Source organism: Dyadobacter sp. (assembly GCF_039919315.1).
Taxonomy (GTDB): domain Bacteria; phylum Bacteroidota; class Bacteroidia; order Cytophagales; family Spirosomataceae; genus Dyadobacter.
In genome coordinates, this window is record NZ_JBDSFX010000101.1 from 44,476 (window position 1) to 69,707 (window position 25,232).

Here is a 25,232-nt window from a genome sequence, read left to right on the forward strand (position 1 = left end):
TACTTTTGACTGATCACTACATTCCCAAATGCATGCTTCGGCTATTTTAATGCAGTACATTTAAATGGTTACCAGGTTTTCAATTCTGTTTATTTCCGCGATAAACTTGGCGGCCACCAGTTCGAAACCTTCATTAACCGGGTGGATCTCGTCAAACCATTTATCACGCTCTACCAACTTCCGCGTATCGATAAATGACACATTATTCTTGAACTCGGGTTTGTCGACCAAAGCCTGCAGTCTTAGCGCAAATTGATCCAGAATGTAGACGATCAGATTTTCTCTTTCCAGCTGTGGTGCGATGTTTTTTTGAATCATATATTTGCCACTCCAGCTGGATTTTTTCTTGCTTTCGGGCAATGTGGTGTCCACGGGCAAAACGTAGTCGTAGCAATGAACCAGAATTTGCAGCTTTGGATATTTGGCTAGCAACTCCGCAAACATTTCAGTATACAGGCTATCCAGCGTATCCAGCTGTTTGAAAAAGTTCTCATTAAGGTATCGCTTTGGTGTAGAGTCGGTTGTGTCCGGACTTTCCCTCAAAAAGTTTTGAAATTCATCACCCAATACATCATTCCCTCCGCCGCTTACGAGGAAGTATTTGGCTTCTTCTTCGCCAATCGCATTCAGATATTGTTTTTTCTTGAGATAATTCGAGAGCGTGTCGCCTGCTTCTGCAAAACTCTTGATTGCATACCTTTTATAGAGCTGATCAAGGGTATCCTGTAACAGAATCGGGTACTGGAACCAGGAATCGCCTTCCGCTACAATACGCAGGCGGTTCCTATCCTTTTTCAGGTTGCGGTAACGCCAATTGCGCTGTGTCGTTTCGACCTTATTTCCCAGAAACAGCTTTACATCATCGAGAATGCCCCTTTCGTCTTCTGGTACCACAATTCCCTTTTTCAATTTCCATATCGTAGGCTGGCCAAATTCGTCTGTTTCGATATCGCAATAAAGCCCCGAAGCGAAGAATGCTGTTTCTTCCCATTCCAGTAAGGTTTTCAAAACATGAAGAGGAATTTCGTTGTGAACCGGATTGATGAACACCAGATTCAGGTTTTGCGTAATCCAGCCAGAAAACTGCACTGGTTTCTTCGTCACAATCCCCCTGGTTGCAAAGCTTTTTTGCTTATTAGATGTCAAAGGCGCCGGTAGCTCCTCGAGCGTCAGCGCTTCTGCGACAAATTCTGTGGTACTGACAATAAATTTGATAGCCTCCAGTGTCTTCTCCCAATTGTATTCCCGCTCTACATCTCCCAGTTCGAGATCCATTTGATCTGTTCCATTTGGACTCAAAAATATGGAAGCGCCGGGTTCTAGTAAGTGTACTCTTTGTGGAAGAAATTCCAGAAAGCAATTGAATGCCTTGCCTAGGTAGGCCGCGCACACATATAGATTCTGTTCCGTCCTGTTTGTGATGGACAGCTGAATTTTGCCCTGCCAGCTGTTGCCGATTTTTTCATAGTTCAAGGTAGCGGTGCCGCTTGAAATGTCGATCGTCGTGGCTGTTCCATTCAATGCAATTTGGGTCAATTCAATTTTAAGAGGGTTGGCAGGGAAGCCTTGTGGTATCTTTTCATTTTGCAGGTTCTTTATAAAATGCCAGCGCGAAATGTGTTGGATGGAATCGGTGATCTCCTTAACGCTGTCCTCGCCTACAAATGGAATCGGCTGTATCAGAGGGCGGAACGGATCATTTGGTAAAGTAATGTAAGCTTGTCCACTATTCAGGTGCATCGTGTAATCTGCCATTTCCGACAATTTGCTGTCCTCTTTTTCTTTTCCGGCCGATTCTCCGCCGAACGAAAAGCCGCCGCTTGCATTCTTCTGTAATTGGTCAATCAGCGCCGCTGCTTCTTCCGGCGTCGCGTCGCGATTTTCAAGTTCAAGTTTTAGTTCTTGCGTTAACAGCCCCGCTACCTCCGCTTTGTAAATCGTATGCGTGTCCAGGTCCTCCGCCTCAATTTGTGTGTAATCTATAAAAACACCGTTCTCTTTGACTTTGGCAGTGATTCCAGTTGCAGGTTGCTTAGGATCACTCAGTTTGATTTTGGAATCATTTGTCACACCATGGAGAGCGCCTACATTCAATTGCCAACCGTTGGCGTCATTGAAAGTCGCTTCGCAAATCGTTTTTTGCGGGTCAATAGGGCGGTTGAGAAAACCGCTCCCTAGTAGCTTTTCTGCGTTGAACGGCGCATAAACGCGGGGCGTCTGTTCGTAGCTCGCCCGCATATACTGGCGTACCCGGCTTCTGAGATTGTTATAGGAAATGTTGCTTCCGCAATCCGTCAGCGTTTTGAGTAATGTTTTGGTAAAAACACCCGCCCCGGCTACTTCCAATGCGGTCTGGTTAGATTCACAGGCGGCCATTTGAATATGTGTTCCCTGAGGAAGAAATTCTGCGATTTTCTTTCCGTTGATATCCGATTCCTTTATCGTATCGCTGAATAGGAATTCATTCCATTCTCTTTTGGCGAAAAACCGGGTGCCTCTTTCCAGGTCTTTAATACGTCTTTCGTGAGTCTCGGAGGCCGCATTGCCTGCCATCATCAGTGCCGCGTTTCTGGTGTTATCACCAGAGTGACAGCAGTCGAAAATAGTGACGATGTGGGCTTTTGTTTTTTGATATAACCCATTGATCAGAAAACGTAATTCCTTATCTGTCAATAGAAATTGGGAATATTTTGTGGTACCTCCATCATAGCAAACCATGCATTCGAGTCCGCCGTCTGTTTCGCCCCAGATAGCATCTGCTTCTTCCTGTGTACCATGCCCGGAATAATAGAAAAAAACTGTATCGCCTTCTCGTGCATTGCTAAGGTGATTCTTGAAAGCCTCCTCGACGCCTTTTCGCGTCGCAGCCGAATCTGTTAACCGCTCAATGTTCACATTGAAATCAGTTCCTGTCCGAAGGTAATTCTCAACAGCATTCACATCATTAACACACCCGCTAAGCTTTCTGACACGCGCATAATCGTTGATTCCGACCAGCAAAGCGAAGAGCTGGGGTTTTTCGGCAGCCATGTCGTCGGTCAATGATTTTTCCTCGAAGTCATTAGGGTTATATCCTTCATTATCGCTCGTTTCTTCTTCTATTGGATCCAGCAAGTCTCTGTTCTGCGGATAAAGCGCGTCAACTTCTTCTACGCTTTCGATAACGCTTTCCAGGTCTCGTGTAGAGGGTGCCATAGACACATACGTGGGAGCAGTCACTCCTGCGATCACTGTTTTCCAGTCAAAAGCCGGGCCCACATCCCATTTTCCGCTTGACCGGTAGTTGATATGCGACACAATTCCTTTGAAGTTGACCAGTTCGTTGAATGTCGTGTACCGTTTGTCTTCCGGTAAAAATGCCCGCGGAACATTGTATTTGGCTGTGAGGAACCGGAGAAGAACAATCAAACTGTCCATCTGTTCGGCGGTATAGGATGGATAAAAGGATTGCTCGCGAAACGGTTGCTCGATTTTGGTATAAGCTTGTTTGTTATCGAGCGAACAGTACGGATCAGGAGCGCTAACTTTACCCGTGTTCGGATCCTTGATCCGGGAATAAATCGTTTCCAGATTTCCGTCTTTCGGTACCAGAAAGCCATAGTTAGAGAGTTCAATGCCGATGGTAGCCTTATCCTGCGGATTGCCGGTGCCTTTTTTGTTACCGACGCCTTCGCCCAAATGCCCGGACCAGAATTTGGACGGAAACAATTGGTAAATCGTCCCGTCACGGGCGATCACAAATGGCACAGAGATGTGTCGGCTTTGTTGGGTGAGGCTCTGCATGTCGGAACGTAGATTTCCGGCAGTAAAGTGCAGGACGATTCGCTGCTTTGAATGCTCGGTTCCGTAAAAGTAATCTGTCGTTTTCGGTGTATATGCTGTTCCGTTTAATGTTAAGTTCTCGTTTGGAACCTGTACGGAAAAGGCTTTTAGTGCAGCAGCATTGTCGGCGCGAAAGCGTGCCTCTATATCGGAAAGCGTATCGAATCTCATCTCACATTCGGTTAAAGAGGAACACTAAGTCAAACAAATTATCAATCTTCAATTTATACAAAAAGATATAAGAAGATTTCACATTTTATTTAACGGTTCAATTAGGAGAAATTTCCTCGAAATGGTGCCACATCATTCATCTGAATAGGGGAGTTCAATGGCATTAAGCATGCTGAGGATCGAAGCTACATCATTCTTTAAGGTGTCGGGTATGATCCTCTTCTCTGTGAATGTTTGAAGATCATCAATCATTGCATCGCGATTATAGGCACTGGCTTCGATATAGGAGCAATTTTTGTCGTCGGAATTTTTGGTGATGGCATATTTCTGATAATAGCGTCTGGCCTCAGTAATATTACCTGATAGCAGGTAGGCGTGCGCCAGGTTCACGTACATATAGTCGAGGCTGGCCTTGGGTGTAATCGGCACAGTTGTGCCCTTTTTTGCATAACCAACGGCCTTTTTAAAATTTCGGTCGAATAGGCGGTACCAGGACGCATTGTTGTATACGATCGACAGGTAGTGGTTAAGGCACAGATCATTCGGAAGCTTCTCATGCATGTGTTCGAGGAACAGAATGTGGTCTTCACTTGCATAGCGCTTTGATTGCATACGGACAAAGTAAAAAAGCGCATTCCGCTCATCACCGCTCAGCTTCTGAATTTTATTTTCGAGGTTAAGACGGGCGGCCAGATACACTTTGTTCAAGCCCCTATTGCCGTTCGCGCTTATTTTTCTGGATAGCTTCGTCCAGAGAGCATAATTTTCCCTTCCCTCCACCTGTCTCACCAAAGCGGCAAGTATGTTTTTAAGATTCACGAGCGACTCAGAATTTCCCGACAGAAAGAAATAGACCGATAGCCTGTCGATCGATGTCAGGTACTCGTTTTCCAGGTATGCCCACAGATCCTCTTTGGAACTGGCACTCGAATTTCTTTTCAAATGTTCAAGATCTTCCGCATCCAGTGGCAGTAGGAAGCGCACTTTTGTCTCGGGAAGCAGGCGCGAACTCAGCTCGATCTTTGTATTGCCTGTCCAAAACAATCGGCTTATGCCCATGGTATCGTCCGAAATGGCTATCATCGAGTCATGCGGGAACCGCCTTAATGAATTGTAATTGTACTCGTTGTCAATGTCATACAGCGATTGTGTACTGTCACTCAGGACGCCGTCAGAGGTTATTTTAAACTGCTCCCCGCTGTTTTTGATGTCCTTTACCCTTTTCATGAGCAGTATCTTTCCGTTATCGTACGACACCCTGACCCCGGTCGTATCGTGGCTGTTGATGACCACTTTGATCCCATGGTTGAAACGTTCCCGGTTCCAGCTCCGTTTGGTGAGGTTATACCTATTTTCAAGTATCCCGCTCCGCTCATTGTACAGGCTTACTGTATTGGGTCCTGCAATGATGATCAGCTTTTTTTCACCGCCCACGTGTGCAATGACCATATCTGTGATCGGTTCAACATTGAATATGGATGCGAAATACAGATTTTCGTGTTCGGGATACTTTTTAATTTCATCAAACATACCATCCCCAAAAAGCCCGGATAACACACTGTTTTCCTCAAATTGCTTATAGAGAATGTATTGCTGCGTTTTTGACTTTGCAATGTTGATCAGCAGGCGGTAGCGGGTACTTGTTTCCGAACCCCATATGGTCAGAAAAGTCAATATGATTAAGATAAAAGCGGCTCCTGCACCATAGGCTAGGCCATTTAATGTTGCCAGTCGCCGTTTGCTGGCAGCCACGAATTTCCATTCTTCTTTCGTAGGCTGCTTGCTCAGTGCTACATTCTCCTTCACATCTTTGGTCGAACGCTTGATATCCCTCAATTCATTCCGGTCGAGGAAGGATCGCAGAAACCATATCTTATTCGACTGCTCGTATTTTACATAAGCGTCTTTAATGGTCTTGATCGTTCTGGCAATGTGCGAGTTTTCCAGATTGAACTTGTCGTAAATCACTTTGGCCAGGCTGTCATGCGCGATTTCGTAAACACTATCCGTCTCATTTTCGCCAAATTTGTCCAGCCTGAGAATGTTTTTACCGGCCAGCGATTTGACGATAGCAGTGGCAATGTCCAGCGGTGCAGCTTTCGAAATTACATCTTCAATTTTTTGCGGACGCTTCGTTCCCTCGTCGCTGACAAAGCAATAAAGTACATCTCTGACAGTATTGTAATTGACCGTTCCGTGCAGAGCGGAAACTTCCGTGGTCGTATTTTCTATTCTTTCTTCCAGAAATTGTTTGAGCACGTTCTGGATGTTTCCTACATCCGCCAACAACCCGCTTTTGAAACTTTTACGGGTTCCGGGCGCCTTATGCCAAAGCCGGTCGAGGTAAATCTGAAGATGTGGTAGCTCAATCAGGTTCTCGTCGATCTTCAGGTTGCGAACGATTGCATTTACCGTGGGCTCGTCAGTTTCTATTTCGAAGTGCTCGCACGACTTCCTGATCACATTTTTAATGTCTTTGTCCGTCATCCGTTCGATCAGCACACGCTTGTCGAAGATTTCAGGAACGATGCACTCGTACTTTTGGAGTTGCGCAATGTAACGTTCGCGCATGATGAAAATCACTTTGCAGGGAATGTCTTTCGCGTCGAGTAACCTCCTCAACTCATTGAAAAACGTCTCTTGCTCGTCCGTGTTTCCAAAAATGAATATTTCCTCAAACTGGTCAAAGATCAGGTAGATAGGTTTGAAAAAGTCGAGGTATAGTGATCTGAGGCAGTCCAGAATGTCGGAATCGAGGGGGAAATCCTTTTTGTTTTTCAGATTGATTTCCTTTCGCAATGAAATATTGATATCGTCATAACGTCGGACGAATATGTCGAGCCAATCTGTTTTCTCGAAACAGTTGGCCAACCCACATTTAATGATACTGGATTTCCCTGTACCCAACGGACCATTCACCAGCACAATGTTGGATTCATGGATGTAGTTGTATATAGTCCTGATTTCATCCTCTCTTTCAAAAAATAAACTGCGTTCATTTTTCTCGAAAGAATCCAGCAATTTGAATGGTGAATTTGCCATGATCTGTCAAGATTTGAAATAGGAGATGAAAACTTCGACACTTTCAAGAATTTCCGGCCCGATCGTTTCCAGTTCTTCCTGAGATATTTTTAAATCAGGCTTTATTTTCAGGAAATTGGGTAAGTCGGGGATTTTTAATCGGTCTTTCTTTTCATTGATATTTTTGATGAAATTATAGGTACATATAGTGGTCGCAGCATTTTTGTCATAGTTATAATAGAAATATATTTTAGAAAGCTTTTCGCCGATCAGTGCATTCATATCAATCACAAACGGGTACAAATTGAATGCAAAAAGCTTTTTGTTTTCTATTTTATAAATAACCACTGAGTTTGAATCTGTGAAATTCTCGAAATCCTCCATTTTGTCGGTAAATCCCACCAGCACATAATCTAGCTTCACCATTTTGTGCTGGAAAATAGCGGGTTGGTTCTTCTTTTTATTGATGTAAATATTTTTGATAGTCGCAAATTTGTACCTCGCGCAGAATCCCATCTCCTTAAATATGACACAAAGGCTGGCTTCTGCCTTCTGGCAATCCTGCTGGCTTTGCCGGTCGTCGATATCCTCCATGGCACTGAGGTCGCTGTAATTGTTCTTGATGCTCGTTATACTCAGGTACGCCGCGAAAAACTCACCGTCCTTCTCATCCATGAGGTCGGCCAGATGCGACATTTCGTTGACGAACAGGGGCACGTCATGCGCTTTCAGCGTATCGTGGATAACCCTTACGAGCGGAATGACATCACACGCCTGCCTGTCATGGTGATCAAGCATGAAGAAAGCGCTGATCCGGTCTTTCAGATGATCTTCTAAAGCCAGTACTTTCCCCTGCACCAGTGCCTCCCAAAGTTGGGAAAACATGATAAACAGCAGGAGATCGGCCATAACAGTGTAAGTGTTGATCAGGAACCTCAGGCGTTCGCTGCTGGTCAGTGGCTCGTCTTCGGTGACGAGCAATTTCCGTACCTGCTCGGCAATGGGGGAGGGCAGACTGTTGAGAATCGCGTTTTTTACTTCCCTGACATCAAATTTCTTGGGATCCCATTGTTCTCCATATTTCTTTTCGAGGTCTTCAAACATGGTAAGCTCATCGCTGAATGTCATCAGGACATTGTAAAGGGCGGCAAGAATGGCGTCTTCGGATGTATTGAACTTAGAGTCGATCTGGCTTTTGATATGCAGCTCGTAAAAGCTTTTGTCCGACAATCTGTAATTGCCAGCATCCTGATGATTTTGGTGAAGGTAAAGGCCCCACACCGGACCGGAATTAGGGGGTTTAATGGAACGCACAATACCACGACCAGGATTATCGGTGGTACTGAGCAATTCGTTATTTTTCGCAGTCACCAGCTCGGTCGCCAGCTTGAAGGCTTCATCAATGGAATATCCACTGGCGAGTTTCTTGTAAAAATCTTCGGCAAAGCGCGTAGCAGTGTCGTCGCCAATCTCTATACTCGTGGCAATTACTGCCCTTACGCCCGCGTCGAGAAGCTGGTCCACCTGTTCCTTGGTGGAACAGCCATTCAGGAAAACGAGTTGTAAATTCTTTTGCAACCGGACCGATTCGAGTAGGCCCGCTCCATACACGGTCGCATCTTCCATCAGCAGCTGGCTGGCATTGGCGTGTCCGGCGTAGTGAATGATTTCAACTTTGGGTTGATACAGTAGCAACCGGTCACGCAGTTTCTTGATAGTACTGGCGTCGGTGTCCAGCAAAAGATGACCTTTCCCCTGTCTTTCACGTAGCGCATCTGAGATGGCTTCTTTTTCCTTTTCAAGTTGTGACAGGTAAGCGTCACCGGAGTTCGAAAATGCGCAAAGTATAACGGGAGGCCGCATTGTCAGGGATTATTGGGTTTGGGAGTGCATTGGGCGATAATATATTAATAATATAAGAAGGAATATGAACTTTTAAATTAAATGTTATTTAACGGTTATTTTAAACCGGTAAGCAGTCAGGAATGCTCTCCTGTTTGGGCGTACCTGTGCAGCGCCTGGTTAGGCACCAGCGGCCCCATAAAAAACAGCATAATGAACAAGCCGATCAATGCAATGATACCAAAACCGGCAAATAGAATGCTGTACGCATTGTGATAGCCGAGATCGGCCGCATAATTTGTCAGGACAATTCCTGAGACAGATTGGAACACCGCTCCACCCAGGCCCGTTCCCACGCATGCCATTCCCCAAACCGACGCCGCGGAATCCTTCGGAACCACATCTGCCGGGAAAGCCAGCGAATTGGCGGTATAGGCTGTGTATCCAAATCCCGCAAGACCAAAAACAAGGAGTGCTGACATGGGCGATGAAATAACAAACGGTCCGGCAAGAAGCGGCAGGCTCATGATGAGACCCGCAACTGTAACCGCAATTTTCCGCGCTCTCGGAATAGGTACCCCTCTTTTGATAATGTATTGGGTGAAATAACCACCAGCCAGGTTACCTACATCGGCGATCAGAAAAGGGATCACCGCCAGCCATCCGATTTGTTTTAATTCCAAATGATGCACATCGACCAGATATCTTCCGATCCAGAATGTTACGAAATACCATACCGGATCCATGAAGGTTTTCGATAATGTGAACATGATCACAAACCTGGTTTTCAGGAGTTTGATTGCCGGTATCTTGAAGGTTTTTACCGGGGCTTCGGTTTCTTTTGGAGTATAATAAAGAAACCAGAAAACGACCAGCCAGAGATATCCGCACAGCGCAAGAATTATAAACGTGGATTGCCAGCCGTACTGAACACCCAGATAGGCAACCAGCGGTGGCACAATTACCGCACCCAATGCTGAGCCGCTATTGAAAATACCGGAAGCAGTTGATCTTTCATAAGGTGGAAACCATTCGGTCGTTAACCTGATCGCAGCAGGCCAGTTACCCGCCTCTCCGATTCCGAGCATGAAGCGGCAGAAACCAAATTGTAGCGGCGTGACGGCAAATGCATGAACCAAGCCAGCCGTTGTCCAAAAAGCCATGCAAAGCGAATAACCCAGCCGGGTGCCCAGCCTGTCGATTAAGAACCCTGAAAATGCATTTGAAATCATGTAGGCCACAAAAAATGCGGTGCCTATATAGCCAAATGCGTCGTCGGGGATCATTTTTCTGAGCTCACCTTCGGCACTGAGATAGTTAAAGGAGAGTCTGTGAACATAGTTTAAAACCGTGGCGAAAAAAGCCATTCCAACCATGACCCATCGCATCCTGGAAAGCTTTATCGCCGGAGGCGCCGGTATTTCATTCGCTACCATTGAGATAAGGTTAAGGCAATGTTGTATTGATTTAAAGCTCAGAAACAGGCAAGAGAGATTCTGTTTCCGAAGAAATTGAAATTCTGTTCTGCAGCGGACGTCCCATTCCCTCCCAATGCACCGTCATCAGATCATCATGCTGTAAAATCACATTTTGTCCAAAACTAAATGCATCGGCACCGAAAAAGTGGACGTGCGCCTGCATGGGCAGGCGATGTCCGGCATATTTGAAATGATGATATTCCAAATTTTCGAGACTATGCGCCATATTTTTTTCACCTGTTTTGATGGCAGAATTCCACTTAACAGTGTCTCCGGCAGAGACGCTGACCGTGCCGCTGATATCCGTAAAATCTCCGCCGATAACTAGTTCAGGCCCAATGGAGCATTGTCTTAATTTGGACGGAGCCAGATAGAGATAGTTCTTTTTTTCCATCACATGATCCGAGAATTCGTTTCCCGTAGCAAAGCCAATCCGGTGCGGTTTGCCTTGCTGATCCACAATATAGATCCCTGCGATCTCAGGTTCTTCCCCACCGTCGTTGGCATAATCGGGCACTTCAAGCAGCTCACCATGCGCCCTGAGTACGGAGCCGTTGCCTTTGTAAAACCATTCAGGCTGAACACCGATTTTACCACTTTCCGGAAAACCATTTTTTACGCCCCATTCATACATGACCATACTGTCCGTCGGTTTTTCAGATGCTACTGCATGCATCATCTGCCGATTCAAAGCACTGTTCTGATGTGTCAGCCCTGTTCCTGCGACCAGACAGCCGAACGGATTTTCGGGACTGTCAAAAGCAGGTAAAAGCTTCCACGACGATTCTCCTCCATAAATGTTATCATAATCCAGGCTGGTGTCAGACAAGTTTTGAAGAATCAAGTCTGCAAGCTTACTACCAACCCGAATCGCTTCTAACACGGCGTCATATACGGACGTGAAACCTTTGACCAGGATCAGAGACGGCTCCTGCACAACCGCAAGCGCCCGCCCTTGGTCTTGATCAAAAATCTGGACAACCCTTATTCTATTTTTCATATACTGAATATTTGTATGCTGAAACGGAAGTTTATTGGGTAACCCATCCGCCGTCAATCGAAAAACATCCACCCGTCGTATAGCTGGATGCCCGGCTGGCAAGGTATAAAGCAATGCCGCCTATCTCGTGTAACTCTCCCCAGCGGCCCATCGGAATTTTGGAAATAAAGGCTTTGTATTTTTCCGGATCATTGGTCAATGGGAGGTTCAGGTCGGTTGCGAATGGGCCTGGCAAAATAGCATTAACTGTTATTCCGTCCAGGGCAACTTCCATAGCCAGTGAGCGTGTAAGTTGTAATATCGCGCCCTTACTGGTTGCATAAGGGGTACGTTCGGGGATAGCAGTGAGTGCGAGCATAGAGCCAATGTTGATGATGCGACCGTAACCGTTTTCCTTCATCACCGGGACCACTTCACGGCACGCCAGCCAGGTACCGGTAACATTGACGGCCTGCACTTTGTTGAAATCATCCAGAGATAATGATTCGATCGGTCCGCGAATATTTATTCCTGCTGAATTAATAAGGATATCAATCTTTCCGAATGTACTCACGGCTTCACTTACCGCCGATTTCATACTTTGTTCGGAAGTTACATCACAGGTGACGCTGATGCAGTCGGTGTCATATCCGTCTTTGAGAATCTGCTCTGATTCGCGGTTAACCGCCTGATCGCGGGCTGCGATTACAATGTTGGCCCCGGCTTCGGCAAGCGCTTTGGCCATGGAAAGGCCCAAACCACGGTTTCCGCCAATGACAAGCGCTGTTTGCCCGTTGAGTTTAAAGAGATCAAGAATGCTATGTTGTACTGTGAGTGTTTCCATTTTTTTACTCCTTAATGATGAAATGTTCAAGATCTTCCGTTTTAAGCGTCAGACCAACGCCCGGTAAGGTGTCGTCCAGTTGTAGCCTCCCGTTTTCGGCAATAGCTTCGCCGTCAAAAATATACCAGAACATTTCGTTGCCCACTTCTATTTCTGTTTGCGGGAAATACTCCGCCATTGGACTTGCAAAAGAGCTCATGACCACATGCAGGTTATGCATCTGCCCGCCATGCGGGATCACCTCTACACCGTGTGACAGGGCCATGTTGCAAATTTTCTGAGCCTCAGTAAAGCCACCCACACGGTTGGTATCAAACTGAAAAATATCCAGGGCACCTGTTTGTAAAAGGTCGTGAAAACCGTATCGGGTATATTCATGTTCACCGCCTGATAATGGAATGTCAGTATACTGACGAAGCTTTGCGAAATTGTGGATTTCGTCCGGTAGCAACAGCTCTTCCGCCCAACGCAGATTGTACGGTTCCAATGCTTTCAGAAATTGCTTCGCATAAGCCAGATTGAAACCCATGTAGCCTTCCAGCATCACATTAATGTCGTCGCCCACCGCGTCGCGAACCACTTTAACCATTTCAACATTTTTCCTCATTCCGGCCACGCCTTCCGTCAGCGGATAACCGCAGCGCAGCTTCATGCCGGAGAAACCTTGTTCTTTGTAGTGCAATGCTTCTGCATGCAGACTTTCCAGGTCCCGGGTATAAAGACGGCTGTAATAAGTTTCAATATTAGGCCTGGTACGTCCGCCCATCAGCATAAAAACGGGCTGATTCATTACCTTGCCCTTGATGTCCCAAAGCGCGATATCAATCGCGCTGATTGCGGCAATGACGGTACCTTTTCTGCCAAATGCGACTGTGGAGCGGTACATTTTTTCAAACAGATATTCAGTATTCAGCGGATTTTCTCCTTTTAGAAGAGGTGTCAATTTGCTGTCTATCACGGCTTTGGTGATGTCCGGGCTAAGCCCGGCATTGCCGTAGCCAATGTGCCCTTCGTCGGTTTCGACTTCTACAACCAGCCAGCTAAAAAAGCGAAAAGCGGCCTGTGTGTCGCCTTGAAAATGAAGTGGACTGAGCGGTGTCGCAAATACGGTATTGCTCGTCAGTACAGGACCGTTCCACTGATAAAGCTTGGTTCTTACTTTTGTAATTTTCATTGAAATATCGATATTAAATATTGCCAGATCTGAATATTCAAAGTGCGTTGTTTACCATTTAAAATGCAGCAGAGAAACAGCCTGACGCGGCAGCTGCATTTCAATCGTTGCGCTGCCATTTTTAGGATTGATCCACTCCGGTGATGTCAGCAATTCGAGCTGCCCGGCTTTTTCAAGCTGTCGGATCTGTTCAGCCGACGGTTGTTTTGGCGATCCCATACTTTTCCATGCCTCATATGAATTGCTGTTTTCCTTATCAATCCGGTAGTGGTACATCATCATTTTCTGAGCAGGTAGGCCTTTAATGGAAACCTTTACCTTAGCATCGGGAGAGGGTAGGTTGTCGTCATGATAATACCAGACCATTACGGCAGCGGTATTTGCACTTTTGGAAGCAATACCATTGATATCCGCCTCGCCGCGCACACTTTCATCTCTCACTTTTTTGAAATCGTAGGCCAGGTTCTGCTTTACTTCCACACGGTTTCCTTCCATCATACCAAACATCCTGAACACATTCAAAACCGGCTTGTCGACACCGTTGGTGGCCAGATCACGGAATCCGCGAAACCAGGCCTGATCTTCAAACTCAAATGACCAGCTTACTGCGCCTAAAAGATTTACGCCTCTCGCCTGGGCCAGCTCGTATTTTCTGGCAAAAGATGCAGCCGTGTAACTCGAATACATAGTGCCGTTACGATACGCATTCTGCGGGCTCACATCCTCGGAACAGGCCGCACATCCCTCCGGATCAGACTCTCCGATAATGATGGGCAGCTTTTTCAAAGTAGGGTAGGACGCAACGATTTCAAAACCTTTGTCCAGATCGCGAAGCTGCGTACCCATGTTCATCTGCACATGACCGTCTACTACTTTGGGTGCACCTTTGGCATGATAAGTAATGAAATCTATGGGAGTACCTGTTTTTCCGGTAGCGTAATTTTTTCCTTTCGTAACATGATCCAGGAAGGCTTTCATCCACACCTGCGATTTGTCCCAGGAGGGGCCCGTTACTTCCGGGCCACCAACCTTGGCAGTGGGGAGAGCACGTTTTACCGCATCGGCCGTATAGTCGTACAGCTTGATGTATTCGTCCATTGTCCCTTTCCAGTAACTGATATTGGGCTCATTCCAAAGTTCCCAGTACCAGCTTTCCACTTCTTTCTGACCATATCGGGCAACTGAGTGCTTTACCCATTGATACACCAGCTCAGACCATTTGTTGTAGTCTTTTGGAGGATATGCCCAGCCCAGGTAGATATCATTGTAATTATCGCCCGGTTTCCAGTGGTGACGGTAAGGCTCGGGGTGGGTGGAAAGTGCCTGGGGCATAAAGCCGATCTGCGCGATCGGTTTCATGCCTCTTTCTATATAGGTATCAAATATTTTATCTACAATCTTCCAGTCGTAAACAGGATTTCCCTGTGCGTCCTCCGTGTAGGCATTGGTGGATCCCCATTTCAGCGCGGCCTCCCCATCACCGGTTACCAGCAAGCTGTGCGCCCGTACGTAAACGGGTACCTTGCTAAGCTGTGAAATCTCAGTCAATAGCTTTTTGCCATCCTTCATATAGGTGTAATTCGGCTCATCGTATCCGAAAAACGCCCATATCGGCTTCATTGGCTCTTTTACAGTGGCCAGATTTACCTCGATAGTCAACGGCGACTGTGCCGACTGGCTGAAAGCGGGAGCCGATAGGGTCGAGCACCAGGCGGCATGGAACAGGAACGATTTTGTCTTTTTTAACAACATTTGATATAATTTAATCGGTAAGAATTAGTATCCCGGATTTTGGGTAAGCTTATTATTTCTGCTGATCTGCTGGGTTGGTATTGGAAACAGGTTATGCTTTTCCGCCGCTACCGTCACACCATTGGCCTTTGCCTGGATAATCAGGCGGTTATGGCGTATCAGGTCCCAGCGGTAATGGCCTTCGCCAACAAATTCCTGAGCCCGTTCCTTTAAAAGCACATCCCTGAACTGATCTTTTGTAACACCGACGGCAACATCAGGATATATTTTAGAAGCTTGCTCATTTGCTGTACCTACTGCCCGTGCTCTTCTTCTCACTTTATTGAGCGATTCCAGCGCCAGAGCCGCTGGGCCGTCGATTTCGTTGGTAGCTTCCGCATAAGTGAGCAAAATATCGGCGTAACGGATGAGCGGATAATTGACACCTTCTTTCAGAAAACCGGTTGCAAAATCTACCCTGTGAAACTTGGTCAAAAATGGCGCGTACATAGCCACTGTGTCGCGGACAAGCTCTTTGGTGCCATTTTTGTAATAGTAAGGCATTTTGTCGCGAACCGATTGCCACTTGCGATAGGTATCAGCACTTTCGGCAAAAAAGGATTTTTTCGCCTGAAAAATGACCAGGTCCTTCAAAGCATGAAACTGTACATTCACACCTTTGACCGTCTGGGCAGGCGGGCCAAACAGGTAGATCATCCGGGTTTGGTACATTTGCGAAGTACTGTTTGCATTCCCGCCGTGTTGAATAGAGAAGATATGTTCCTTACCATTCTGGAAGTCAGGATTATTGATGTTCTCATAATCTTCGAAAAGACTGAAAGTACCTGAGTCCATCACTTTTTTTGCTTCTTCCGCGGCTTGTTTCCAGTTTCGTTGTTGAAGGTAAACTTTCGAAAGCAATGCGGTTGCCGTGATTGAAGTAGCTTTCCCGGCTGTAAGATCCGCTTTGTTGAAAGGACTAAGCAATTCAACGGACGACTGAAGATCAGCGATGATCTGGGCGTACACTTCTGCATCCGTACTTCTTGGCTTGTCAACCTCGCTCAGGTCGGTAGTAGCGTGAACGTGCAACGGAACCCCTCCAAATACTCTGACGAGATTGAAGTAAAAGAATGCCCGCAGAAATTTGGCTTCACCCAATATTTTATCTTTCCCTTGAAAATCAGCGACTTCCATTTTGTCGATCAAAGTATTGCTCCGGTTGACAACCTGGTAAAAATAATCCCAGGCCGTGACAAGCTCATTGGCATCGGGTGTCCAGGAAAATGTGTTCCATTCGTTCTGGATACCGGACCGGTCACCCGAACCGTTGGCTGAACCCCCGCCAATGAGCGTAAAGGCGGTAACATCACCCAATGTAACCCATTGTCCGTCACGGTAATTGTCGTTCCATAAGTAGTTATAAATTCCGTTCAGCGCGAGTTGTGCCTGCTCCTGGGTTTTGTAAAAATTATCGGTCGGAACCTGGCTGTATACTTTTTCCTGCAATGCATCTTCGCATCCGGTGGTACTGAGCATCATCAGCGAGGCAGTCGCGAGGTATAGCCAGCATTTTGTATTTTTTAATAATGAGATCATATCAAATGCTTTGTTTATCGTTAAAATCCTAACTTCAGTTCTATGCGATAGGTCCTTGATGAAGGATATCCGAACCTGTCCATTCCCTTGGTCGTATTGCTTCCACCATAAGAATTCACTTCCGGCTCATATCCTGAATATTTGGTTAGCAATGCCAGATTATCTATTCCAAAACCGATTTTCGCATTTTTAACAAACTTGATCAGTCCAGGGATTTTGTAGCTCAATGTTACATTCTGCACACGCAGGAACGAGCCGTCTTCGATCAGGTAGGAGCTTACACGCTGTGGATTGGTAGCGCTCGCAGCAGGTAACGGGTTATCCGGTTTTTCAGGAGTCCAGCGATCCAGACGTTTCGCGGAAACCCCGATACCATCAAGGACATACTGCTGTGCTGCCAGATTTAAAACTTTGTTACCATAGTCTCCGTACAAAAACACGTGCAAGCTCAGCGGGCCGAAAGACAGATCATTGGTGAGGCCATAGCTGAATTTAGGAAGCGGGCTGCCAAGGAAAACATCATCCTTTTCAGTGTCATATACGCCGTCACCATTGGTGTCGCGGTACCTGATATCCCCCGGTTTTGCAGCAGGCATGGTGCCAGCTTTGTTAATTTCCTCCTGCGAGCGCCAGATACCGTCAAACACCGAGCCATAAAATTCACCAACTGTATGTCCTGGTTGTAAACGAACCGTGTTTTTAGCATGTGGATTCACATTTGCGCCTCCTACCCAGCCTGCGTACAAATATTCGGCACCTCCCAGGGAAAGGATCTCATTGCGGTTGAAGGAGATATTAAAATTGGTAGTCCAGTTTAATTTGCCAGTCGTGTTGACGCTGTTGATACCAAATTCAAATCCTTTGTTGAGCATTGCACCCGTATTTTTTAGCACACTTCCGAAACCGGTTTGGGACGGGATAGGTACATCAAGCAAGAGATCAGTTGTCTTTTTATGGTAATAATCGACAGAAAAGCTAAGCCTCCCATTGAGAACTCCCGCGTCGAGCCCAACATTAAATTCACCCGTTTTCTCCCAGCTTAGATCCGGATTGGCGATATTGGAAGGGTAGGCGATAGGCACTCTTGATCCGCCATAAATGTAAGAACTGCGCGTGCCGAATGAGGTTCCCAAAAGTGATAATGAACGGTAAACGCCGATGGACTCGTTTCCGGTTTTACCATAACTTGCCCGCAATTTAAGCTGATCAAAGACATTCAGTCTCTGAATAAATTTCTCCTCGCCAAGCTGCCATCCAAATGCAACTGCGGGGAAAATACCAAACTTATTATTGGCACCGAATTTAGAAGAACCGTCAGCTCTGACAGATGCCGTGAAAAGGTATTTGTCTTTTAATGAATAGTTTACGCGTCCAAGGTATGAAATCAAAGTCCATTCGTTCATGTTGCTCCCCGGTGCCTGTGGACTGCTTCCCAAACCCAGATTGTAATACTCAAAAATATCACTTGGAAAACCGAACGAGGAAGCATCCATGGTTTCATTTGTTTCCTTTTGATAGGTGAAACCGCCCAACACTTTGAGCTGATGAATGTTGTTGAAAGTCTTCGAATACGTCAGCGTGTTAGCATTGGTATAATTCAGGTTTCGTACCCCGATCTGCCTCGCTTTTCCGTTGGTACCAGCCGCAGCCTCCGAGCCGATCGGAAAGTACTGATGGAATTTCCAGTCACGGATGTCGGCACCGAAACGGATATTGAGGTCGAGGCCCGGAATGATATTGTAATCCGCATAAATGTTGCCCAGAATCCGAATGGTATTGTTGACTTCACGGTATTTGTCCGTCATCGTTAAAGGGTTTTCGAGACCGCCGCCCATCGGAAAATTCCTTAAATTGTTGATCTGACCAAACTCGTCACGAGCGGGGATTGTCGGTGGAGCTTCGTAAACGGCATCCACAATGTTCGAAATTCCCTCATAACCTTTTGTATCTGTGGGTTTAACATTTTCATCAGTCAATGTAAACAGCAAGCTTTGACCAACACGCAGTTTCTTGCTGATGTCCGCATCAATGTTAATGGTTGTGCCGTAGCGTTTGAAAGACGATCCTGGAATGATCCCGTCCTGAAGCGTTACGTTTTCCGCCAGCATGTAGCGTACGCTGGGGCCGCCGCCGGAGAATGAAAGCTTATAGGTTTGCTTCGGCGCCGATTTGTAAATCTCACGCTGCCAGTCGGTTCCTTTGCCAAATGCCGAAACTTGTGCCGGTCTGTATACCTGCGATTGTCCAAGTAAAGTTGCACGTTCATTGATTTGCGTTGCCCATTGCGTCGCATCCATAAAGTCAAGCTTTTTGCGGATAGTCTGCAGCCCGTAAGAATATTCAAAGTCAGTTCGCTGCTGGCCGGATTTTCCTCTTTTAGTAGTGATCAAAACAACACCATTTGCAGCTCTCGAACCATAAATAGCAGAGGCCGAAGCGTCTTTCAATACCTGAATCGATTCAATGTCAGACGGATCAATGGAGTTCATCGGGTTAGCTGTTCCCCCGAAAGAGCCCGCATCACTACTGGCCCCGGTTTGGAAACCATTGCTGATCGGCATGCCATCGATGACATACAAAGGCGACCCACCGGCCGATAAAGACGCAGTCCCTCTTACCTGAACAGAAATTCCGCCGCCGGGGGCGTGTGAATTGGTATGCACCTGTACACCCGCAATTTTTCCCTGTAATGCTTTGTCCGGCGTATTGATCGCGCCCTGCTCAATGTCCTTTCCTGAAATGATCGCAATGGCACCTGTCAGGTCTTTCTTTTGCGCTGTACCGTAACCGACAACGACTACCTCATTTAACTGCTCGGAATTGGGAAGGAGCTGAATGTCAACGATCTGCTGATTATGGATTTTGACCTCTTGTTGTATGTACCCGATGAATGAGAACACCAGTATTTGACCCTCGTCGATGCTGTTGATCTCGTACCGACCCTCCGCATTGGAAGTGGTTCCGGAGGAAGTTCCTTTTATAACCACATTGACGCCCACCAGCGCCGACCCTTTTTCGTCCGTAATTTTACCCTTCACTGAGTTGATTATGGAACGATCGTTCTGCGAAAATACACCCTTTGTTTTATCAACTGCATAGGCTGAATCCGTCAAAAGGCAGCACGCAATCCAAAAGCAAAGGCACAGTCTTACACCTCTGAAAGGATTTGGTATAGAATTTTTCATAATTAGATAAAGGCTAAGAAATGGGCAGTATCATTCCATGACCTGACTTACCGGAAAAGCAAGGCATGGACGCTCCACCAGTTTAAAAACTGTTTGGAATAAATTGCAATGAGCACAAAACATTACCAGTTACGCTAGTTGGATAGCGGCGCAACGGAACCTAGAAGTCGTGATTAATTAGGCAAAGAAAATCCTTCATTACCGCTTCCCATGCGGAAGCGTAATGCATTCATGTGAGGTTATTTTGAATAAAATGTTTAAACGATTAACACTATACGAATATATCCAGATATTTTACTTCATCAGAAACCGGCATGATACCATGTTTTTGAAGACAATTGAAATACAAACTATCTCCTGCTTTCAGAAGATACTCTACATCCCCAACGGTCATTTTCATTTCTCCTTCAATAACATAAATGAATTCTTCACCTTCGTGAAAAAGCTCATGTTGTTTGACTTCCCCTTTTTTCGCCATGAAAAGCATTGGCTGCATTTTCTTCTGATGGTATTCAGGACCAAACGGATAGATAAAATATCCCTTTTCTGTTTTCGTCAGATTCTCTTCCGCCTTCTGCTTCGTCGTCAAAATCGCATTTAACCATTCTTCTGTTTCCAGCAAACTGGAAATGTTGGTACCGAGCGTCTGCGCTATTTTGATTAACGCCGCTACTGATGGTACCGTTTTGTTATTCTCAATCTTCGAGATCATGCTTTTTGACAGCTCGCTGCCATCTGCTACCTCTTGCAACGTCCTTTTTTGCGTGGTTCTTAATATTCGTATCCGGTCTCCGATATTAAGAGCATTACTTTCACTTGTCGGCATATTTGTCAACCTTGTTTACTAAATTATAATTTGTTTCACTTCATTCAACAAGGTTGAATGCAAATATATACGCAAAAATCCATTTAGCAAGTCTTCGTATAAATATTTTGTGTTTTTATTTTATTATTCAATAAAACCACCTCAAACGTGCCTGATCACAGGGATCGTATTACAAAGATAATGGTACAAGCCGATATAGGGCTTTTTGACATATTCGTTTTTGGCGCCCATTACCATTGAAGCGCAGTTCACTTATTGTCAAACAATTTGGGCGTGTAAGAGATCATCAGGTAGCTCCAAATGGGTGTTTTTTTCGAATCAGGCACTTTTTTAAGCAATTCCATGCGTTTTGTGGCCAATGTGTACGAGAACCCGTAAATGATCTCCATCCTCCTAACGGGTTTGAAATTGAGGGAAATGTCGTTTTCGAAGCCCAGGTATTTGCCGTGCAAGTCCTTACCTGACTCTTGGAGGTCGTATTGTGAATAGAAAAAATGCGCGTCAGCTCGCAGCGACAGCTTTTTGCCGGCCTGATAAATAATAAAAAGGTAGGGGTTAACCAGTCCTTTGTCATTCACGTCGGCAGGGAAGCGCGTGAAGAGGTTCATGTTTCCCATAAATTTCCATGCGACGCCATACAGGGGTACGAAGGAGTTGGTAACATTCTTTGGAATAGTCGCCCTGTTTCCGCTCAGGATTTCGGCGCCTAATCGTAGCAAGGCGTGACCGATATTGGCGCTGATCTCGGGCTGGATATAATAGGCCCGTATCTTCTTAGAACCAGCATTCGTGCCATATTGGTAATATGCATTGACAGTCCCGTAGAGCCCGCCTCGGCTGTATTCAAGCCGTCCGCCATTGGTAATCCGCGCATAATACCGACCATCGATGTTTGTTTTTTCAAATACATCCATCGCGTTAATGGTCGTCAAATCCGTGTGACTGTTGATCTTGTATTTAAGGTGGTGCAGCACTAGGAATTTATATTGGTGGGAAGCCACAGGGGAATATGCTGCGTCAAAAGCCTTTCCGTAGGGTCTCGTAAAGGCAATAGTAAGGTCAGTGGCAACCTTGTTTTTGTAAAACAGCCGGACACCTTCATGCGCGCGGCTTTGCTGGCTCCACGGCGCAGCAGAAAAGAGCCGTCCGTTATCAAGGGACAGGGCCTGTCGGCCTATTCTGACCGAGAAATGCTTGCTGATATAGGGTTCAATGTACAGTTCGAATGCATTAATGCTACCGACATGGGAGAACGTTCCGGACTTTCCCCAGACATGGATCTCCTGCGGTGAAGCATGAAATTTAAGCTTGGGGCCGGTGTATGTGATTGAAATCCGGTTTCGCTGACTTACATAAAACTCCGGCATGAGAGAGTCTGCGGGTGTCAGCATAAAATGATTCCTGAATTCGGCCCGTGGCCTTATTTCAAGGTCTACATTCAGTTGGTGGGTCAGAGTATCGCTGGACTGTGAAAATGAAGCGCGGGTTTCCAGGCCAATGAAAAAAATGAAGAGGGTCAGGTAGCGCACTGAATGTACAGTATAGTTATTCTATAGATATTAGAAATTTAAAGCTGAATTTAAGTAAATAGTTGATCTGCTAAGCTCCAATCTGCTTTTTATCATCCACTTTTGCGATACTTAATGTTCTGTAAACTTTTGGGGAGACCTTGTTGATTTTTTTGAAACAGCGATTGAAATAGGAAATATTGACATAACCGCATTCCAGTGCGATCTGTGTCACGGGGAGGTCGGATTGTTGCAAAAGCTTGCTGGCCAGGCCGATGCGTACCTCATTCAAAAAATCTGAAAATGTGCGATTGGTCAGCGATTTGAAAAACCGACAGAACGAATGGATCTGCAGGCCGGAAACGGAAGCTGCCTGCTGCAATGTAATTTCCTGCTTGAAATTCTGCTGAATGTAATGCATTAGCTTGTGGACACGCCCGGGTGCCTGAGCAGAATAGACCGAAAGGAGGTTTACGTTATTCAGCCACACAAGATCTTTCGGGTCGATCAGATAGTTCATGATCTGCATGAACGAGGCCAGTAAGGCAATGCCTTTTTGACCCGGCATTTGCTGCAAAAGATCGATAACGAGTGTCTTCTTAATCCCGCAAATGCTGATTCCACGCTCTGATTCTTTGAAAAAATGACGAAGGTCCTTGGTATTGGTCAGCCCATCCAGAATTTCAGTGATCGCCTCCGGGTTGATGTAAAGCGCGAGGGAAACGGAGTCGTTGCCGCCGGGGCCTGATACTGATTTGCTGTACCACACATGCGGAACATTGGGGCCGACAAATGTCAGGTCGCCTTCTTCAAACTGCTCGATGGAGTCCCCTATAATTCGCGTTCCCGAGCCTGAAACAATATACACGAGTTGGCACTCGGTGTGAAAGTGAAAATCCGTTGAAAAATAGGGGCTTACTACCTTTTTTACCAGAAAAGGTTTGCGTGTTTGGGCAAAATCCGGCAGTAAAGTATAGGTGGCTTTCATGCGCTGTCATATTGGAAGTTGCTGCAAACATAGTATTATAAAATATCAATCTGAAATCAACTTACTGGATTAAAGGGCAATAAATTTGTATAATATCCGCAATGAGCCGGGGTTTTTAAGGGAGTAGTTACAGGTCATTTATGGTCATTTGTTGTCATTTATGGTTTGATTTTTATTTAAGTCATTAACTTTTAATGTTTTATAGTTTTTGAGTTGAAGTTCGGTTTTAAATATTAGATTCTTTATTCACCGATGTTTTACTAATAGCATATTGATATTTTGACGGTATAGTTTATGAAAAGTTTTATTCTCGCGGTGCTTCTGGTTTGTTTTGGTTTTAATGGTTTTTCTCAAAAGGAAATGCCGCTGGCGCAAAGATTGAAATGGTGGCAGGATTCCAAAATGGGGCTTTTCGTTCACTGGGGGCCTGTTTCGTTGATCGGGAAGGAAATCAGCTGGTCGCGGGAAGGTTATGGTGCTGCAAAATATGACTCGCTTTACAGACGATTCAATCCTAAGCAATTCAATGCAAAGGAATGGGTGGCATTAGCAAAGGCATCGGGCATGAAATACATTGTGCTTACCGCCAAGCATCACGATGGTTTTTGTCTGTTTGAAACCAAAACAACGGATTACAACATCATGAACACGCCTTTCGGGCGTGATGTATGTAAGGAGCTGGCGGACGCCGCGCATGAGGCGAATATGCCGATATGCTGGTACTTCTCAGTCGCCGACTGGAAAGATCCCGACTGCCGCGATCCAAAAATGAATGCTGTCTTTGCGGAGAGGGTTTTGGAGCAGGTGAAAGAATTATTGAGCAATTATGGCAAAATCAGCCTGCTATGGATCGATTTTGAAGGCTGGCCTAGTCCGGTAGCACCCAAAAAAGTGTTTGATCTGGCTAGGAAACTGCAACCTGATATCATCATTAATAACCGGCTTGAACCTTTTACGCCAGACGAGTCGCACGGGTACGTAGGCCAGTATTCAGACTATGCTACACCCGAAGGATTTGTAGCGGGTTACAGCAAAACCGCCTGGGAAACCTGTACGAATATGGGGCATCAATGGGCGTGGAAATTTGGAGATCATCCCCGCAGTCTGAAAGAATCTGTCCATACTTTGCTCCGCTGTGTGGGCGGAAATGGTAATCTGCTGTTTAACATCGGTCCGGACAGTTCCGGCGTTTTTCCCCGGGATTTCGCAGCGAGGTCCCGTGAAATGGGTAGTTGGATCGCGAAAAATGAGCAGGCTATTTATGGTACAAAAGGAGGCATCTACACGCCTGCGCAAAACTATGTGAGCTCGTTCAAAGGGAATAGGGTATACATTCATTTATTGAATGCTGCCCAGGCTGAACTGATGCTGCCGAATATCCCTGCCAAAGTCAAAAATGCGGCGTTGCTGGACGGAACAAAGATTGATTTTACCCAAAGCAACGCAGGACTGAAAATTAGTTTTCCAAAGGACAAAATAGACTCCATTGCGACCATAGCGGTGCTGACGATGGACCGGAATGTTTCGACACTCTCGCCGATTATCCCTTTCTCTGCTACCGGCTCCATCGCTTACGGAAAAACGGCTTCGGCGTCCAGTTCGGTGGGGCAATTTTACCATGATCCTGCTGCGGCATTTGATGATAATCCCAAAACAAGCTGGAAAATCGGGCGGCGAAAAGACGTTGATTTTGATCAGTTGTTTGGTAAAAACATTCATTATCAGTCCGAAGCTGTGTTGCAATTGTATGAACCTTCTGGTTGGCTGGAAGTGGATCTGGGAAAACCACAGCGCATAGGGAAAATCAAGCTAGGCGAGTCTAAATACAGTAATTCTGAGATTAAGAAGTTCAAAGTGGAATATCTGGCGGGGAAAAACTGGGTCAGTTTGGCGGAGGGAGACAAAATGGGTGATTGGAACAAAGAAATTAAACCCGTGACAGCGCAAAAGTTCAGGCTGGTGATTAGTGCTTACCACGGATATTTCGGTGTAAATGAATTTGAATTGTTTCCACCGGCAAAGTGATCCGGTATGGACAATTGAAAGAAAATATGAAGTACAAAA

General features: G+C 45.9%; 14 protein-coding genes. 1 reads left to right on the forward strand and 13 read right to left on the reverse strand.

Features of this window, described 5'->3' with window-relative positions; translation table 11 throughout:
* Positions 1–60 precede the first annotated feature (60 nt).
* The 13 genes from ABIO93_RS29235 to ABIO93_RS29295 all read right to left on the reverse strand — a co-directional run bounded on the left by ABIO93_RS29235 (position 61) and on the right by ABIO93_RS29295 (position 23,168).
* Positions 61–3,993 carry a caspase family protein gene (locus ABIO93_RS29235; protein ID WP_348073566.1) on the reverse strand — a complete coding sequence of 1,311 codons (3,933 nt, stop codon included), beginning with the start codon at positions 3,991–3,993 and terminating at the stop codon, positions 61–63.
* A 132-nt stretch (positions 3,994–4,125) separates the two neighbouring features.
* Positions 4,126–7,035 carry an ATP-binding protein gene (locus tag ABIO93_RS29240; RefSeq protein ID WP_348073567.1) on the reverse strand — a complete coding sequence of 970 codons (2,910 nt, stop codon included), beginning with the start codon at positions 7,033–7,035 and terminating at the stop codon, positions 4,126–4,128.
* Positions 7,036–7,041: 6 nt separating this feature from the next.
* Positions 7,042–8,877 (reverse strand): CHAT domain-containing protein, encoded by a 1,836-nt coding sequence (locus tag ABIO93_RS29245; RefSeq protein WP_348073568.1) that lies wholly within the window; start codon positions 8,875–8,877, stop codon positions 7,042–7,044.
* 116 nt (positions 8,878–8,993) lie between these two features.
* Positions 8,994–10,292 (reverse strand): MFS transporter, encoded by a 1,299-nt coding sequence (locus ABIO93_RS29250; protein ID WP_348073569.1) that lies wholly within the window; start codon positions 10,290–10,292, stop codon positions 8,994–8,996.
* 31 nt (positions 10,293–10,323) lie between these two features.
* Positions 10,324–11,334, reverse strand: a complete 1,011-nt coding sequence (gene araD1 / locus ABIO93_RS29255) for an AraD1 family protein (RefSeq protein ID WP_348073570.1) — start codon at positions 11,332–11,334, stop codon at positions 10,324–10,326.
* A gap of 31 nt (positions 11,335–11,365) precedes the next feature.
* Complete coding sequence (locus ABIO93_RS29260) at positions 11,366–12,157, reverse strand: SDR family oxidoreductase (RefSeq protein WP_348073571.1); 792 nt, start codon at positions 12,155–12,157, stop codon at positions 11,366–11,368.
* Positions 12,158–12,161: 4 nt separating this feature from the next.
* A complete protein-coding gene (locus tag ABIO93_RS29265) occupies positions 12,162–13,331 on the reverse strand; it encodes an enolase C-terminal domain-like protein (RefSeq protein ID WP_348073572.1) in 1,170 nt (389 codons plus the stop codon).
* Positions 13,332–13,382: 51 nt separating this feature from the next.
* Positions 13,383–15,083 (reverse strand): beta-xylosidase, encoded by a 1,701-nt coding sequence (locus ABIO93_RS29270; protein ID WP_348073573.1) that lies wholly within the window; start codon positions 15,081–15,083, stop codon positions 13,383–13,385.
* A 24-nt stretch (positions 15,084–15,107) separates the two neighbouring features.
* Positions 15,108–16,661, reverse strand: coding sequence for a RagB/SusD family nutrient uptake outer membrane protein (locus tag ABIO93_RS29275; protein ID WP_348073574.1), 1,554 nt, complete (start codon positions 16,659–16,661; stop codon positions 15,108–15,110).
* Between the two features lie 20 nt (positions 16,662–16,681).
* On the reverse strand, positions 16,682–19,846 hold the full coding sequence (locus ABIO93_RS29280; protein ID WP_348073575.1) for a TonB-dependent receptor: 3,165 nt from the start codon (positions 19,844–19,846) through the stop codon (positions 16,682–16,684).
* A gap of 271 nt (positions 19,847–20,117) precedes the next feature.
* Entirely contained in the window at positions 20,118–20,672 is a 555-nt protein-coding gene (locus ABIO93_RS29285; protein ID WP_348073576.1) for an XRE family transcriptional regulator, read from the reverse strand.
* A gap of 248 nt (positions 20,673–20,920) precedes the next feature.
* Complete coding sequence (locus ABIO93_RS29290; protein ID WP_348073577.1) at positions 20,921–22,201, reverse strand: alginate export family protein; 1,281 nt, start codon at positions 22,199–22,201, stop codon at positions 20,921–20,923.
* A gap of 70 nt (positions 22,202–22,271) precedes the next feature.
* Positions 22,272–23,168 carry an AraC family transcriptional regulator gene (locus tag ABIO93_RS29295; protein WP_348073578.1) on the reverse strand — a complete coding sequence of 299 codons (897 nt, stop codon included), beginning with the start codon at positions 23,166–23,168 and terminating at the stop codon, positions 22,272–22,274.
* A gap of 294 nt (positions 23,169–23,462) precedes the next feature.
* Between ABIO93_RS29295 and ABIO93_RS29300 the strand changes: the two genes are divergently transcribed.
* Positions 23,463–25,193: an alpha-L-fucosidase gene (locus tag ABIO93_RS29300; protein WP_348073579.1), complete on the forward strand. Its 1,731-nt coding sequence runs from the start codon at positions 23,463–23,465 to the stop codon at positions 25,191–25,193.
* The last annotated feature ends 39 nt before the right edge of the window (positions 25,194–25,232 follow it).